The organism is Corynebacterium sp. NML120713, assembly GCF_001875735.1.
GTDB lineage: Bacteria > Actinomycetota > Actinomycetes > Mycobacteriales > Mycobacteriaceae > Corynebacterium > Corynebacterium pseudogenitalium.
The window spans coordinates 404,015-420,455 of sequence record NZ_MLCR01000005.1 but is presented as its reverse complement, the minus strand read 5'-3'; the positions used below and the strand labels follow the sequence as shown (position 1 = coordinate 420,455).

Here is a 16,441-nt window from a genome sequence, read left to right as displayed (position 1 = left end):
CTTTCACACTGCTTGGGTAGAGTCCTCCGCTATTCTAATGCCTCTAAGCCGGAAAACGCACGACGGCGTGCCTCAGCAGCCAGCTCTGGCGGACCGACGAGTTCGATGCGGTCTCCTTGGCTAAGGCAGAAACGGATAAGCCAGTCCGCGGACCCGTAGACCATGGTTGCCTCAATCCGTCCGTCATCATAGGCATCACCGATTTCGATTTCCCAGTAGTCCGCAAGCCATGTCGCATCGGAAGATACGAGTAGGTTAGCGATGTTTTCGGAGTCAAAGCCAAATGGGTCGGAGCCGTCAAACGTCTTGCCCACCGCAGAACGGTCGGCTGGAACTTCGGTCAACCGAGCTTCACGAATTCGGTCAGTTCGGAAGCTCTTCTCCTCTCCTCTATCCAGCGCCGTGAAATAGGTGTGACCACCTTGGTGAAAGAACCGAATACCGGTCAACTGGCGCTCACGAAGCGTATCGGAGGAAGGCGAAAAGTATGTCACCTGCACTTGAACGCCTTGCTGCAAACCACTTTGAAGTATCCCCAGGATGGATTCTTGATCGCTTTGCTCCTCATCCGCGTCAAGCACGGAGGTACTGCCAACTACAGCTCGCAACTTCTCTGCTGCAGAACTCAGCGCCGCTTGGTCGAGCAGGCCTGGCATGGTCTCGAATGAGTCGAGCAGCAGTAACAATGTGTTTGCCTCGGTTGGTGTGAGACGCAAGGGCCGACTCAAACCTTGGTCGTCAATGACGGTCACCTCGGTCCACGAATGTTCGAGATCAATCATCTCCCCGGGGCCATTGCCAACTCCCGACAAATGGAGCATCGCCAAGTCGCTTTTCACCTGTTCCGCGTCAGTTCCGATGTCCCGCGCTATTTCCATTGGTGAACGGTCCGGGTGCTGCGACAGATATGACAACAGGTTTAAAAGCCGTGCCAGACGCACTTGGCGTTCGACAGCAGTGTCTTGTTTCATGCTTCAACTCGTTCCTGTCCTCGAAGCTGTTTGCGCAAGAGTGCAGATACCTCTTCGTGGATATCGGGCGGCGTAATTGAGTGCACATGCGGAGCAAGGCTCGCGAGAGTGCGCACGAGCCAGTCGCGTTCGACCCCACTGACAGCTATCCGGTCCAGACCCGCTGCAGCGCCCTCTGAGCGCTCCCCTTGCAGCGATAGCTCCTCGCCTACACCAGCTGAAATTTCCACCACGGCATCGACGAGCGGGCCACGCAGTACGTTCTGAAGTACGTCACGCGGGTCCTTGGTGGCGTCGTGAAACGATGTCTGATTCTTCGACTTCCTGATGTTGCTCACCTTCATCAGTCTGAAGACGCGCTCTTGGCCGCGATCGCAGTCCCAACCAACAAGGTAAGTCTTGTTATTGAGAGGTACGACGCTCCAAGGGTCGAACGTTCGGCGCTGGATCGACGCACCTGGAGCTGGCTGAAAATCGAACGTCATGCGGGTCTTGGTGCGTGCGCAAGCCAAGGCCGCCTTGAGCACATCCGGGTCGAGGTTGATGATGTCGTTGTCGACGAACGCAATGGTTGGGCTATCAAACATCCTGGTCACACCAGATGCCGCGATCTTTGTCCAACCGGATCGCGCAAACGCGCCTAGGCGTCCCGCCTGGCTGAGATCAACTACTAGGCCGAGCGCCGTTGCCTCCTCAACAGTGAGGTTGAGCGGCTCGAGTTCGTACTTATCGTGTTCGATCCATGCCTCGCCTGCTCGAGTTTCTGCGGGCACGCCAACACGGCGAAGGTCGTCGACGTCGCGCTTAATCAGTTTCTCCAGGGCTTCTGGAGTTCGATCAGCGTATCCGTCGACGTGCTTGGCAATCCACTGCTGTGTCCTCGGACGCGGTGACCCCAGTAACGCGAACGCCAAGTTCAGCTGCCGGGAAGTCATTACATCACTACGCGTCATGATGCTCCTGTTGGTGGTTGTCCACGATGTATTGGATCAAAGCGTCGACGTCAGCGTTCTCGGTTTCGAAGGGATCGAGAAGCTTGAGCGTTCGAGGCTCTGGACGGTTTACTTTCAGGTGCACCCAGTCGACGTTGTGCTCCGCGTTGTAGTCCCGAGCAGCTGAGAGGAACCTGCCCCGCAGCGCGGCGCGAGTCGTGGCAGGAGGCTGCTCAGCAGCCATTCGAATGTCCGCGTCGGTAGTCCAACGCGCCGCGAGGCCTTTGCGTTGCAGCAGGTAGAACAGACCACGCTCCGGGTTGATGTCGTGATAGGTCAAATCAATCTGTGCCAATTTCGGATGTGACCAGTCCGTGTCTAGTTTTTCACGAACTTGCTCTAAGAGCTTGTGTTTGATCACCCAGTCGATCTCTGTGTCAACCGCAGAGAAATCCTGCGTCTCGATTGCAGTCAGCACTCTTTGCCATAGCTCCACTACCCGACTGAGTTCCTCGTTTGAGGTTCCCTCGTCTGGCCGTTGTGTCAGCCAATTTGTGGCGGCGTCAAGAATCTGTTGCTGCACCGCGAGTGCTGTAACAATTGAGCCGTCTTTACAAGTAAGGAGCGTTTGGCCAGTCGGGTCGAGCGCAATCGCTCGAATATGCTTGATCGGATCTTCGAGCTCCACGTTCGGCATCGGGAAGCCAGCCTCAAGCATCTCAATGACCAGCTGCGTCGCGCCTACCTTGAGCGCGAACGTAGTTTCCGACATGTTGGAGTCACCGACGATGACGTGCATTCGGCGGAATCGATGAGAATCTCCGTGTGGCTCATCTCGAGTGTTAATAATGGGACGCGTGCGCGTGGTGGCAGATGAAACCCCTTCCCACACCTGGTCGGCGCGCTGGGACAGCACAAACTTGCCCTTATTGATCATTCCTGCGCCACATATTAGCTGTCTCGTAATCAAAAAAGGCAGGAGCTGCTTGCTAAATGACTTCAGGACGATTTCGCGACTCACCAGATAATTCTCGTGTGCACCGTAAGAGTTGCCCTGTGAGTCGACGTTGTTCTTAAACAGGTACACCTGGGCCGGAGTCCCCTCCTGCGCAAGGGCTTCCTCTGCATGCAGCGCAAGCTGGTGGTAGAGCATCTCGCCAGCCTTGTCGTACTGCAAGAGCTGCATCAGCGAGTCGCATTCTGGCGTCGCGATTTCAGGGTGCGCACCTACGTCGAGGTAGAGCCGAGAGCCATTCTGGGTGAAGATATTCGACGACCGATAGCGCGAAACTACCGGCCGGAACAGGTAGCGCGAAAGCTCTTCCGGACCAAGGATGGATTGCCCATGTGCGTAGGCGGCGAGCCCAAACTCCGTCTCCACCCCCATGATTCGGCGCGCATACAACGCAGGGTGTTCGGAACTCATTGGCCACCTTTTTGAACGAATGAACGCACAAACTCCTCAGCGTTCGTGTCAAGCAAGGCATCAATCTCATCGAGTAAATCGTCAGTGCCTGTCACCTCGACCTGGGCTTGGGCGCTGTTGCCTTCTTCATTCTGCGGTTCCGGGGTGTCTCCTCCACCGAACATTTGTTGCTGCTTAGACATGCTTATACCCTAGCGCGTTTAGCAGCTCCGATGCCGTTGTAGCGCGGTTGATGATTTGGGCAGTTTGCTCATACGTCCAGCCATTGACATCGTCGAGCGGCACGCGGACCATTCGATCCTCAATCCTGAAAACGATGGACTGCCAACTCGATGCCGCGATCTCTTCCCCAAACTTTTCGGTTACCTTGCCACGGAAGTACGCGCGGGAGTTTATCGGCGGGTTCTTTGCTGCGAGAGCAATCTCCTCATCGCTTGCCAGTGTCCGTATCGATCCTTTTCGGACGAGTGCGTGATACAGCGACTTCGCAGGATCTATGTCAGCGTACTGGATGTCGATCATTTTCAACTTTGGGTCGTCCGCGGCTACTCCTCGGTCCATGAACGAGCGCACAAGCGCCCACTTGGCCGTCCAATCAAGGCGATCCGCGGTGCGTAGTGGGTCGACTGCGAGATCATCGAGCACTTCAGCCCAAAGGGCGAGCACTCGCTTATCGACGTCCCCTTCGTTTGGCAGCCCCTGCACCCGGTCTCGGATTTCCCGAAGCACCTCGATTGCTGTGCAGCGCCTACCGTTGGCACGAAGTAGTTTGTGTGTGCACGTTGGGTCGTGGGAGATGCGTTGCAGCTCAGCAACCGGGTCCTGGATGGTGAGGTCCGAGAAGTCCACTCCAGCTTCGATTGCGTCGAGCACGAGTTTGGTCATGCCCATCTTCAAGAAGTTGGAGTACTGGCTCATGTTGGCGTCACCGATGATGACGTGGAGGCGTCGAAACTGTGTAGCGTCAGCGTGTGGTTCGTCGCGCGTGTTGATGATGCCTCGGTTCAGTGTCGTTTCGAGTGAGATTTCCTGCTCGAAGTAGTCTGCGCGCTGTGAAATCTGGAAACCGGCATGTTCACTTTCGCGCCCGATGCCGACTCGACCGGCGCCAATGATGACCTGCCGAGTGACGAAGAACGGAATGAGCCCCTCTACCACCGCTGCGAAGTCAGTGTGGCGTGAGTACTGGTAGTTTTCGTGACTGCCGTACGACTGGCCCTTGCCATCGACGTTGTTCTTGTAGAACTTAATGGGCGGGCATGGTGCAGTGCCGTCAAGCACCGAAATGCCTTCGTCCCAGAGGCCACGGATGTCGTCCATGGACTGCCGCAAATAGAGATCACCAGCGGCGTCGTACAGCATGGCGTCCCAGGCGTTATCAACTTCCGGGGAGGAGTATTCAGGATGGCCGTGGTCGACGTAGTACCGAGCACCGTTAGTAGTCACCACATTCGCCACGCCAATCGCGTTTGGGTCGACAACAGGAACCGTCCGATAGCGTTGGAGGTCGTATCCGCGAGCATCCTTCAGCGGGTGTTCCTCCGCGTAGTCCCATCGGCTTCGAGCACTCGTATGCATCGCAGCGTATGCCACGACGGCATGCGTCGAGGTTATGAGCGGGCTGAGCGTCGGGTCGCTCGGAGTCGTGATGCCATACTCAGTTTCTGTTCCCATGAAACGTCCCATGGCTCACGACTGTACCGCGACGCTACCTCCCGTGCTGGCATTTACCAGCCGCGCTCAGCCAAGCGATGCGGCGCAGGCAGATCGCTTACGTTAATGCCAACCATTGCCTCGCCAAGGCCGCGTGAAGCTGCTGTGACTTCGGCGATGTCTTGCCAGTTGCGGGTTGCACGAACGACAGCTTCCGCGCGCTTCTCTGGATGCTCGGACTTAAAGATGCCCGAGCCGACGAAGACGCCGTCAGCGCCAAGCTGCATCATCAGAGCTGCGTCAGCCGGTGTTGCAACGCCACCAGCGGTGAACAGGGCAACGGGAAGCTCGCCGTGTTCAGCAACGTACTTCACCAGATCATATGGGGCTTGCAGCTCTTTCGCCGCGACGTAGAGCTCATCTGGGTTAGACGCTACCGTAGCCTGCAGCTGTGCGATTTGGGCTTTGATAGTGCGGATATGTTTCGTGGCCTCGGAGACATCACCAGTACCAGCCTCGCCTTTGGAACGAATCATGGACGCGCCTTCATTGATGCGGCGAAGTGCTTCACCCAAGTTTGTCGCACCGCACACGAAGGGGGTGTTGAACGCGTTCTTATCGATGTGGTTGACATAGTCAGCTGGGCTGAGCACCTCGGACTCATCGATGTAATCGATTTTGAGATGCTCCAAGATCGCGGCCTCGACCGTGTGTCCGATGCGGGCCTTTGCCATGACTGGGATTTCCACCGCGTCGAGGATCTCTTCGATGAGGTCGGGGTCGGACATACGCGCCACCCCTCCCTGGGCACGGATGTCTGCCGGGACTCGCTCAAGTGCCATGACGGCAACGGCGCCGGCATTCTCCGCAATCTTCGCCTGCTCTGCGGTCACGACGTCCATAATGACGCCGCCGCGCAAGCTGTTGGTCAACTCTGCATGTTTCGAAAAATCAGTCATGGGTTCCATCATGCGGTACGATCTGGACGATTACGAGGTCCAGTTTTACAGCAATATTTTGTACCAGTTGGTGAGTATGTTCTTTCCAGTCTCGCGTAACGCATCACTTTCACTTCCTGCCCAAATCGCAGCGCAAATCCGAACCGCGGTTGCCGAAGGCACACTGCGCCCCGGAGACACCATCGCATCTACCCGCGAGCTTGCTACCCAACTCGGCGTATCGCGTGGGACCGTGGTCAGCGCGTTCGATCAGCTCATCAGCGAAGGCTATCTGGATACCACGCAGGGAGCACCAACAAGGATTCATCCTGAGCTCCGAGTACCGAAGCAGTCGATACAACAGAGGCAAAGAGCATCCAACGAGGCGTCAACACCTGCAGTACTTTCGCTGGTCCCAACATCAGGTATCGACGGCATGATCCGTCCGGCAGCCTGGCACCGTGCATGGCGCGAAGCCTCATATTGCGTGCCGAAACAGGCCGACCCACAAGGCGAGCCGAAACTACGGACTGCAATCGCCGAGCACCTGCGAGTAGCTCGTGGGCTTCACGTTGCTCCGGAGGAGGTCATCGTCACCGGTGGGACCCGCGAAGGACTACTGCTCACGCTGATGTCTATTGGCAACAGCGTCCGAGTTGGTGTTGAAACTTCGGAGTCTAGCGGGCTTCGTTCCGTGATCGCTCTCGCAGGCCATGCGACGGTGCCCTGCCAATGTGACGACGAAGGCGTCTTAGTCTCGCAGCTTCCGTGCGACATCGACGCACTGCTCATCACGCCAGCCCACGTGCCGCCGTTTGGCGGTGTCATGACAGTACGCCGACGCGTTGAGTTACTCGAATGGGCATCGGCAACGGGTACGTTGCTCATCGAGGATGACTTCAACACAGAACTGCGCTACCGAACCGCTCCCCAACCGACACTGAGCGCTCTACCGAACTCAGGCAGCGTGCTCACGCTCGGTACTTTCACAACGCTGCTGCACAAGCAGCTTTCCGCCGGCTACATCGTCACCACACCGGATACGTTTTCCTCGGTGCAAGAGACCCGGGAAGTGCTAGGAATGCCGGTATCGACAGTTACCCAACACGCGATCGCGCACCTACTGACTGATGGCACCGTCCGGAAAAGCACCAAGGCGTTTCACACTCGGCTTGCGAAGCGGCGTCGACAGGTAACCCCACTCCTCGAGCGTATTGCCGAAGCCAGTGGTGCGAGCAACGCCACCATGAGCAACACGAGTAGCGCTGACATTATCGTTGAGTTTTCTCATCAACGCGATCTGCAGCGCTTCAGGGAGCAGCTGAAACGCGTCGGCTGCGTTTGCGCGACCGGTGATTCAACTGGCGCTGGCGAAGACTGTTTTGCACTGCTCAGTTTCTCAACGCTGAGCGACCAAGACTTTGATGCCGCAACGCGCTCCCTCGCTGAGTTTCTAGGATGCTGACCTAGCGACGACCTCCACAGCGACCACCTGCTTGCCATGTCGACCGGCTAGGCGCGACCAAGTATCTGGGTCGGCAGTATTTGGCAGGTCCTCATTTTCCTGCTGCTCCGCGCGAACCGCCGCACGCAGGTGCTCCGCAGTAACGCCGGTATCTGACTCGCCGGAAATAGCGTCCTTGATAGCAAGCTTTTTGGCGCGGCTGACAATGTTCGCGATCATCGCACCAGAGACAAAGTCAGAGTAGTGCAACGTCTCCTCAGAGCCATCAATCAACCGGAGACGGACGAAAGGCCGCGGCGCGAACAACTCCTCGACGGCGATCTGTGCAAGCTCCTCGATAGGAGCTGCGTGAGGGACTTCAGGGCGTAAGTACCGGCCGAAGATATCGAGGGCCTCAGCTCTAGTCGGGCGTGAAATCCGCACCTTGATATCGAGGCGTCCAGGTCGGAGAATCGCAGGGTCAATGAGCTCTTCCCTATTCGTCGCGCCGATGACGATGACGTTCGAAATATCTTCTACGCCGTCAATCTCTGTGAGCAGCTGCGGCACAACTGTCGTTTCCATATCGGAGGACACCCCCGAACCGCGGGTACGGAAAATCGACTCCATCTCATCGAAGAAAATGATCACGGGGCGACCTTCCGAGGCGAGCTCCCTTGCACGCTCGAAAATCAGCCGGATTCTACGCTCGGTCTCTCCCACGAACTTATTCAGCAGCTCGGGGCCCTTCACGTTGATGAAGTGCGCCGACGCACCATGACCAAGCCGGTGCGCCAGCGAATTCGCGACCGCTTTCGCAATCAGCGTCTTACCGCACCCGGGCGGGCCGTACAGTAGCAGGCCCTTCGGGGGCTTCAAGTCATACTGCTGGTAAAGGTGAGGGTGCGCGAACGGCAGCTCAACCGCATCGTGGATGAGCTCAATCTGTTCTTGGAGCCCGCCGATGTCCTCATACGTCACATCGGGTACTTCTTCGAGTGAAAGCTGGTTCACCTCGGTCTTTGCAATGCGCTCAAACGCGAACTGTGCGCGCACATCAGTAAGCAACGTGTCACCGGCACGGCTTTCACGCTGTAGCTCGTCTGTAAGCCGTACGACGTGCTCCGTTCCCTGGATGTCTTGCACAATAGCGCGACCGGCGTCCAGCTTTTCAACGAGCGTAGCTAGCTGGCCCACAGCAGGATATTGGCAGACCTCGAGTACCACGCTGCCATCGCCAAGCCTAACCAGCGACCCCGGCTTCACACGGTCAATCGCGATCGTTGGCGCGACCTTGACACGCATATGCCGACCGCTTGTAAAGACTTCAGCGTCTGTCCCATTGCCAGTGGACGCAAGGAACAGACCGTACGTCGAAGCTGGGTCGCCAAGGGACTCGACCTGTTCGTAGAGCTCTTGTAGCTTGTCCCGACTGGTTTTGAGCATGTCCGCAAGCTGTGCATTGCGCGCGCGGAGCTGCTGGTTGTCGCGTGTGAGTACCTGGACTTCGGGCAAGCGTTCAGTCATACAAGGAATCTTAGCGACGCGCGCGCCGTTGCGGACGAGGTGGTGTCACTCCGTCTGCGAGTCGGCGCGTCCACACGAGAAATGCAGTGTGCGCGTTCATGCGGTGTTCTGGCCGAGTTGCCAGACCTTCGACCTTCCATTCACGCAGCAGGGTTTCCCATGCGCGAGGTTCCGTAAAGCACTTTGCCTCGCGGATGCCCTCCATAATGTTCATCAGCTGCGGGACGGTCGCCACGTAGGTCATGAAAACGCCACCGGGGATCAACACATTCTTGACGGTGTCGATGAAGTGCCACGGCTCAACCATGTCCAAGATCACGCGGTCAACTGGTCCACCAAGGTCCTCTTGAGTGACCTCACCGAAATCTCCCAGACGTGGTGTCCACCAATCAGGGCGACCGTTGAAGTAGTCCTCTACGTTGTCTTTCGCGAACTTCAGATGATCATCGCGGATCTCGTAGGAAAACACATGACCATCGGGACCGACAGCACGCAAGAGCGACATCGTGAGAGCACCGGAACCTGCGCCGGCCTCCAACACGCGCGCACCCATAAAAATGTCGCCCTCGACAAGAATCTGAGCGGCATCCTTTGGATAAATGACCGCGGCGCCACGTGGCATGGATAACACGTGATCAACAAGCAGGTGCCTGAAACAGAGATAGTCCGCACCCAAGGTGGACTTCACCACCGAGCCTTCGTGCGCGCCGATGATGTCGTCGTGGCTGACAATCCCCTTATGTGAGTGAAACTGCCCTCCTTCAACGAGTTGGATGGTGAAGTGGCGACGCTTTGCGTCCGTGAGTTGGACTTTATCGCCAACGCGAAATGGACCTGAATACATGTTGTTCAGTATGCCTTACACTCGCGCATCCGTGTAAAAGGCGTGGAGCGCCTGTACAAACCACTTCATATCCTCTACCCCACACATTTCACGGGCGGAGTGCATCGAGAGCAACGGAACACCAACATCCACGGTAGGGATGCCAAGGCGCGTCGCGGCGATTGGTCCGATCGTCGAACCGCAAGGGACGTCGTTGTTTCCGACGAACACCTGGTTCGGCACACACGCCGCCTCGCAAGCGCGAAGCCACGTTGCCTCAGTTTCCGCGTCGGAGGCGTAGCGCTGATTTGCGTTCACCTTCAGGACAGGCCCGGCGTTCAGCAAAGGGCGATGCGAAGGATCGTGCTTTGTTGCATAGTTCGGGTGCACCGCGTGAGCAGCGTCGGCTGAGATCATCGAAGACCTAGCGCAGAGGCTCAGGAAGTCATTGACCCCCAGCCCGGACGCGATTCGTCGTAGGAATCGCTCGAGTAGTGGGCCTGCTGCGCCCGTCGGTGAGTTTGAACCGACCTCTTCGTGGTTGAACGCGACGAGAACCAATACATCGGAATGTGTTGCCTCACGTTGGGCTTCAATCAGCGCTTCTAGGCTCGCCCACACACTGGTAAGGTTGTCAAGCCGACCAGCCATCAGCATGTTACCAATCACTGCACCAGGCTGCGTATCTACCGTAATCAGCTCGTGCGCAGCAATTGACTCGCCACCCAACCCAATTTGCTCACCGATGACTTCCAAGAGCGGACGATCCACGCCGAGCACCGGCTGCGTGTGTTGTTGGCGCTCAACCGGAGGCGTATCCGCTCGGTACAAGTGAATTGCGAGGTTCGGGACCCGAGCAATCGGACCAGTATTTACTAAATGGGTCTTCCCACTCGAGTCAACCACACGCCCCGCAAAGGCAAGGTCACGGTCGAACCAACTCTGCAAAATCGGCCCGCCGTAGACCTCAACCGCTACCTGATGTACCCCCTCTCCCTCAACGTCAGGCCTCGGCTTCACCATAAGCCCCGGGGAATCCGTATGTGACCCAACAACCCGAAATCGGCTGGTCTCGGAGTCAAACTCTTCGGGTATCCACCACGCTACGACTGCCCCTCCTTCGACGGCCACATGGCCACCCGGAGTTGTGGGAGATGCAGTGGAGCTGGCGTCGTCAAGAAATCCTTTGCCTACGAGCAACGAGCGAACTTGGTTAGCTGCGTGGAACGCGCTCGGGCTCGCACTAAGAAATCGAAGAAACGAATCAATCGATGTAGTCATACGTGCGAGTCTAGCTCGAGAGAAACCACTAGGATAGGACGAATATGAAAGCGAAACCGTTAGCCCTGTCCCCCTCGCGCGCGTCCGACTACCAGCAGTGCCCACTGCTCTACAGGCTGCGAGCGATCGACAAAATCGAAGAACCCAAAACTGAGCCCCAGGTCAAAGGCACCCTCGTGCATGCCGTCCTCGAGGAACTGTTTGGGATGGAACGCGAACAACGCACCTACCCTGCGGCGGTCAAACTCATCGTTCCCGCATGGCAGAAGATGTGCGAACAGGACCCCAGCGTTGCAGACCCCATCGAGGACGAACAACTGCTTTTTATCGACGCCCGCACGCTCCTACGCGGATATTTCCAGATGGAAAACCCACTTGGCTTTGACTCACACAAGCAAGAAATGTACGTCAATACTGTGCTGCCTAACGGTGTGCCCGTGCGAGGCTTCATCGACCGCGTTGACGTCGCGCCAACTGGTGAAATCAGGGTCGTTGACTACAAGACCGGCAAGAAACCACAGCCAAGGTTCTCACACGACGCGAAGTTCCAGATGCGCTTCTACGCACTGGTGTACTGGCGGCTTTTCAACGAAATACCTGATCAACTGCGGCTCATGTATCTCAAGGTGGCAGACTCGCTCTTCCTTACCCCTTCAAGTGAAGAACTCGAGTACTTCGAGCGCGACCTCGGTGAACTTTGGGCCAAAATTACCCGTGACGGTGAAACCGGACAGTTCCGACCAAAACGTTCCAGGCTCTGTGATTGGTGTGCGTTTCAGGCGTACTGCCCGGAGTTCGGCGGGACGCCACCGCAGTACCCTGGGTGGCCGGGGTCCGCGGCGGATGTGGAGTAAACACCGCGACGGACCACTGCAGGCTAAAACTAGAATAGCCCCTTGATGTTGCCACTCGAATCGACATCAATGTTGTTGGCTGCTGGTTTTTTCGGCAGGCCAGGCATTGTCATCACAGCACCAGTGAGTGCTAGTACGAATCCGGCACCCGTACGCGGAATGAGCTGACGCACATGCAGTGTGTGCCCCTCAGGCGCTCCGAGGCGAGAGGGGTCGTCGCTAAACGAGTACTGCGTTTTTGAGATACATACCGGTAGGGCATCTGCACCACTCGCACGCAAGTTCTCGAGGTCTTTCCGCGCCGCATCCGAGTACTGAACGTCTGCCGCGCGGTATACCTCGCGGGCAATCGTCTCGATTGACTGCTCGACACCTTCCTCCGGGTTGTACAGCGACGACGAAGCACCTTCGACCAGGTTGTCAAGGACCGTCTTTGCCAGCTTCTCGGCGCCTTTACCGCCATGCGCCCATACCTCGGCCTCTTCCAGTGCAACACCGAAATCCTTTGCCCACTTTGCCATCCAAGCGCGCTCACGATCCGTGTCAGAAGTGAACAGGTTGAGCGCCACGACAGGGCGGACACCAAATTTACGAAGGTTTTCGACGTGCCGCTCAAGGTTCACAATGCCCTTCGCCAGCGCATCAATATTTTCAGCCTTGAGATCGGAGCGGTCAACACCACCGTTGTACTTGATAGAACGGATAGTGGCGACCACTACCGCGCCAGCCACGTCGAGGTCACCGTAATGTGACTTGATATCGAAGAACTTTTCCGCGCCGAGATCAGCCCCGAATCCCGCTTCCGTAAAGACGTAGTCAGCACACTTCTGTGCTGTCTTCGTGGCAATCAAGGTGTTGCAACCATGGGCAATGTTTGCAAACGGACCGCCATGGATAAATGCAGGAGTGCCACCCATGGTCTGCACAAGGTTCGGCTTCAATGCGTCTTTTAGCAGCGCTGTCATAGCCCCGGCTGCATTAAGCTCACCCGCAGTCACCGGCTTGCGATCGTAGGTAAAACCGACAGTGATTTGTGCCAGGCGTTCGTGGAGGTCGTCAAGGTCGTTCGCAAGACCGAGGATTGCCATAATTTCCGAAGCCGCAGTAATCGTAAATCCAGTCTCCGTCGGTACTCCGTGGGCTGGTCCCCCCAGACCAGTTACTACGTTTCGCAGGGAACGATCGTTGACGTCCAAGCACCGCTGCCACGTAATACGCCGCGGGTCGATATTCAACTCGTTGCCCTGGTGAATGTGGTTGTCGATCATCGCAGCCAACGTATTGTTCGCACTGGTAATCGCGTGGAAGTCCCCAGTGAAGTGGAGGTTAATGTTCTCCATCGGAACCACCTGCGAGTAGCCACCACCTGCCGCGCCGCCCTTCAAACCCATCACAGGGCCGAGCGACGGCTCACGGAGTGCAACGATGGCGTCTTTGCCAAGATTCGTGAACGCATCGGTAAGGCCAATCAGGGTGGTCGACTTCCCCTCCCCCGCTGGGGTTGGGGAAACACCTGTGACAAGAATGATCTTGCCTTGCTTATCGTCCTTGACAAGCGAGGGGTCGACCTTGGCCATGTACTTGCCATATGGAATCAGCGCATCTTCGGAAATACCGGCCTTGAACGCAATAGTGGAGATCGGTTCAAGCGTATTCGCTTGAGCGATCTCCACATCAGTTAGAACTTCGGACTTGGGGCTGTCGTGATGTTGTGTAGACATGCCCCTAGTTTAGCTTTAAATCAGCACCGCCCCAATGAGGTAGCCGAGAATTACCGAGACTGCGATGCAGACGATACCCGGCAGAATGAATGGGTGGTCGAAGACGTATTTGCCGATTCGGGTCGAGCCCGTGTCGTCCATCTCCACTGCTGCAAGCAGGGTTGGGTACGTCGGCAGCACGAACAGTGCGGACACTGCTGGGAATGCTGCAACAGCGGTGAGCGGGCTGACGCCAATAGCGAGAGCAGCTGGGATAAGTGCCTTCGCGGTTGCGGCCTGCGAGTACAGCAGCGACGCTGCGAAGAACAGGACGACAGCAAGCAGCCACGGCTGTGCCGTCAAGACGTCGCCAGCGATGTTCTGAATGTCCTCAATGTAATGGTTGATGAAGGTGGTACCCAGCCAAGCAACACCGAGCACACAAACTGACGCGGACATACCGGAGCGGAACACCTGGGTGTTCAAGACCTCAGCTGCGCGGGACTTCGTAATCAGCAGGATCGCAGCGGCAGCCGAAAGCATGATCGCCATGATTGCCTCGTTACGAGGGACGGTTGGGTTCTCGATGAGACCGATCTGATCGGAGATGATCGTCGCGTAGAACATAACGATGACAATTGCGACAAGGAAGATCCACACGGATGCCTTCGCGCCGTCCTTCGGCTGGTAGCTGCTCGAAGTAGTCGTGGACTTTGCAACCAATCCGTCTGCGAGGCGACGCTGGTACACCTCGTCGTCAACAAGGTCTTTACCAAGCTTGTTTGAAACCCAAGCGGTTGGGAAGATCGCGAGGAAGGTCGCAGGAATCATGACGCCGAGCAACTGCAGGTATCCGACGCCCAGTGGCTCAAGTACGGAGGCCATAAAGACGACTGCAGCAGAAATCGGCGAGGCAACAATTGCCATCTGTGATGCGATGACTGCGACCGAAAGCGGGCGGGACGGGCGAACTTCGCCCTCCTTAGCAACCTCAACGATAACTGGAAGAGTGGAAAAAGCGGTGTGGCCAGTGCCTGCCAGCACGGTCATCAACCAAGTAACGATTGGCGCGTACACTGTGACGCGCTTTGGATTGCGGCGTAGGAACTTCTCAGCGAGGTAAACGAGGTAGTCCATGCCCCCCGCCAGCTGCATTGCAGAAATAGCAGCGATCACACACATGATGATGCCGATGACATCAAAGGGGATGTCATCGGCAGTTACGGACATGCCAGTGAGTCCGAGAAGCAAAACGCCAAGGCCACCGGCAAAACCGATAGCAATGGAACCCATCCGGGCGCCGAGCACAATGGCGCCGAACAGGATGATGAGTTGTACCACAAGTAACACAGGAACTCCCCTGATTCGGTCGAATTAGTATTCGCTTCCATTATCGCACTAAGAGGCGATAACTACCGAATCAGGGGAGTGTGAGATTTACTACTTTTGGTTGATTAGTCCTCGTCGAAAAATTCGCCGCGGTACTCTGGGTGCATCAAGTTGTCCTTGCCCAGCACAACCTTCAGCTCCTCCTCCGTGAGCAGGCCACGCTCGAGAACAAGATCACGAACGCTCTTACCCGTAGCAGCAGCTTCCTTACCGATGACGTCACCATTGTGGTGGCCGATCACTGGGTTCAGGTATGTGATGATGCCGATGGAGTTGTTCACAAAGGCCTCACACACATCCTTGTTAGCGGTGATGCCAACGATGCACTTCTCACGTAGCGTACGGACGGCGTTGGTGAGGAGACGGATAGAATTGAACAGGGCCTCGGCAACTACCGGCTCCATGACATTGAGCTGGAGCTGGCCAGCCTCAGATGCGGTCAGGACGGCAACGTCGTTGCCGAAGACCTTGAAGCACACCTGGTTTACAACCTCAGGGATGACAGGGTTCACCTTCGCAGGCATGATCGAAGAGCCAGCCTGCATTTCCGGCAGGTTGATCTCGTTCAGGCCAGCACGTGGGCCGGAGGACAGCAGGCGCAGGTCGTTACATACCTTAGAGATCTTCATCGCGGCGCGCTTCAGTGCGGAGTGCATCCATACGTAGTCGCCGGTATCGGACGTTGCCTCAATCAGGTTCGGTGCGCCCTTGATATCCAGCTTGGTGACTTCCGCGAGAGCCTCAACGATCTTCTGACGGTAGCCGTCTGGAGTGTTGAGCTCGGTACCAATTGCGGTTGCACCGAGGTTGACGGTCAGCAGTGCTTGTGCTGCGGACTTGATGACGTCCAGTTCCTCCTCAAGCAGTGCGCCGAAGCCAGTGAATTCCTGGCCGAGCGTCATCGGGACTGCGTCCTGGAGCTGGGTGCGCCCCATCTTGATGATGTCGTCGAACTCTTCACCCTTAGCGTTGAGCGCCTTGGTGAGCTCCTCAAGCTCGGTCAGCAGGCCCTGGACGGCGTAGTACACACCGAGGCGAAGGCCGGTCGGGTATGCGTCGTTGGTGGACTGGGACATGTTGACGTCATCATTCGGGTTGATGATGTCGTAGCTACCCTTTTCTTCACCGAGGATCTCAAGAGCGAGGTTTGCGACAACCTCGTTGGTGTTCATGTTCAGGGACGTGCCAGCGCCACCTTGGAACTGGTCGATTGGGAACTGGTCCATGCAGCGACCGTTGTCGAGGATCTCGTCGCAGGCCTTGACGATGGCGTCCGCCTTCTTCTTTGGCAGAACGTGGAGGCGGTTGTTGGCCAGTGCGGTGGCTTTCTTTACTTCCACCATGCCACGAATGAACTCTGGCAGGTCATTGATGGTCTGGCCGGAGATCGGGAAGTTGTGAACGGCACGCAGGGTGTGGATGCCGTAGTAGACGTCGGAGGGCACTTCGAGTGTGCCAAGCAGATCTTCTTCAATGCGATTACTCATGCCACTGATTGTACGC

At 56.9% G+C, this 16,441-nt stretch carries 14 protein-coding genes; 2 read left to right on the top strand and 12 right to left on the bottom strand.

Annotated elements, in window-relative coordinates:
- Positions 1–29: 29 nt before the first annotated feature.
- The 6 genes from BJP06_RS02070 to pdxS are packed head-to-tail and all read right to left on the bottom strand — an operon-like array spanning position 30 to position 5,941.
- Positions 30–971 carry a YafY family protein gene (locus BJP06_RS02070; RefSeq protein ID WP_071572627.1) on the bottom strand — a complete coding sequence of 314 codons (942 nt, stop codon included), beginning with the start codon at positions 969–971 and terminating at the stop codon, positions 30–32.
- Positions 968–1,924, bottom strand: coding sequence for a YafY family protein (locus tag BJP06_RS02065; RefSeq protein ID WP_070976941.1), 957 nt, complete (start codon positions 1,922–1,924; stop codon positions 968–970). The genes BJP06_RS02070 and BJP06_RS02065 overlap by 4 nt, the downstream gene beginning before the upstream one ends.
- A complete protein-coding gene (pafA, locus tag BJP06_RS02060) occupies positions 1,914–3,329 on the bottom strand; it encodes a Pup--protein ligase (RefSeq protein ID WP_071572626.1) in 1,416 nt (471 codons plus the stop codon). Before pafA ends, BJP06_RS02065 begins: the two co-directional genes overlap by 11 nt.
- Positions 3,326–3,511, bottom strand: a complete 186-nt coding sequence (locus tag BJP06_RS02055; RefSeq protein WP_070362468.1) for a ubiquitin-like protein Pup — start codon at positions 3,509–3,511, stop codon at positions 3,326–3,328. The genes pafA and BJP06_RS02055 overlap by 4 nt, the downstream gene beginning before the upstream one ends.
- On the bottom strand, positions 3,504–5,015 hold the full coding sequence (gene dop, locus BJP06_RS02050) for a depupylase/deamidase Dop (RefSeq protein WP_071572625.1): 1,512 nt from the start codon (positions 5,013–5,015) through the stop codon (positions 3,504–3,506). Before dop ends, BJP06_RS02055 begins: the two co-directional genes overlap by 8 nt.
- Before the next feature lie 41 nt (positions 5,016–5,056).
- Positions 5,057–5,941, bottom strand: coding sequence for a pyridoxal 5'-phosphate synthase lyase subunit PdxS (gene pdxS, locus BJP06_RS02045; protein WP_369822168.1), 885 nt, complete (start codon positions 5,939–5,941; stop codon positions 5,057–5,059).
- Between the two features lie 10 nt (positions 5,942–5,951).
- Here pdxS and BJP06_RS02040 point away from each other — a divergent pair, with 10 nt between their 5' ends.
- The gene (locus BJP06_RS02040) at positions 5,952–7,385 is read left to right on the top strand and encodes a PLP-dependent aminotransferase family protein (RefSeq protein ID WP_255365767.1); all 1,434 of its coding nucleotides are present in this window, start codon (positions 5,952–5,954) and stop codon (positions 7,383–7,385) included.
- Here the strand turns inward: BJP06_RS02040 and arc are convergent.
- From arc to BJP06_RS02025, 3 genes are read right to left on the bottom strand one after another with little or no spacing between them, the layout of a single operon-like run.
- Positions 7,374–8,891, bottom strand: a complete 1,518-nt coding sequence (gene arc / locus BJP06_RS02035) for a proteasome ATPase (protein ID WP_071572623.1) — start codon at positions 8,889–8,891, stop codon at positions 7,374–7,376. The genes BJP06_RS02040 and arc overlap by 12 nt on opposite strands.
- Positions 8,892–8,901: 10 nt before the next feature.
- Entirely contained in the window at positions 8,902–9,735 is an 834-nt protein-coding gene (locus tag BJP06_RS02030) for a tRNA (adenine-N1)-methyltransferase (protein ID WP_070477125.1), read from the bottom strand.
- A gap of 15 nt (positions 9,736–9,750) precedes the next feature.
- Positions 9,751–10,995 (bottom strand): M18 family aminopeptidase, encoded by a 1,245-nt coding sequence (locus BJP06_RS02025; RefSeq protein WP_071572622.1) that lies wholly within the window; start codon positions 10,993–10,995, stop codon positions 9,751–9,753.
- Between the two features lie 44 nt (positions 10,996–11,039).
- On the opposite strand from BJP06_RS02025, the gene BJP06_RS02020 reads away from it, so the two are divergent.
- Positions 11,040–11,849 (top strand): RecB family exonuclease, encoded by an 810-nt coding sequence (locus BJP06_RS02020; protein ID WP_070362462.1) that lies wholly within the window; start codon positions 11,040–11,042, stop codon positions 11,847–11,849.
- Positions 11,850–11,878: 29 nt separating this feature from the next.
- Here the strand turns inward: BJP06_RS02020 and BJP06_RS02015 are convergent, their stop codons facing one another.
- The 3 genes from BJP06_RS02015 to aspA form a co-directional block, all read right to left on the bottom strand.
- Positions 11,879–13,570 (bottom strand): formate--tetrahydrofolate ligase, encoded by a 1,692-nt coding sequence (locus tag BJP06_RS02015; protein ID WP_071572621.1) that lies wholly within the window; start codon positions 13,568–13,570, stop codon positions 11,879–11,881.
- 15 nt (positions 13,571–13,585) lie between these two features.
- A complete protein-coding gene (locus BJP06_RS02010) occupies positions 13,586–14,899 on the bottom strand; it encodes an anaerobic C4-dicarboxylate transporter (RefSeq protein ID WP_071572620.1) in 1,314 nt (437 codons plus the stop codon).
- A gap of 104 nt (positions 14,900–15,003) precedes the next feature.
- Entirely contained in the window at positions 15,004–16,425 is a 1,422-nt protein-coding gene (aspA, locus tag BJP06_RS02005) for an aspartate ammonia-lyase (protein WP_070362459.1), read from the bottom strand.
- Positions 16,426–16,441: the final 16 nt, after the last annotated feature.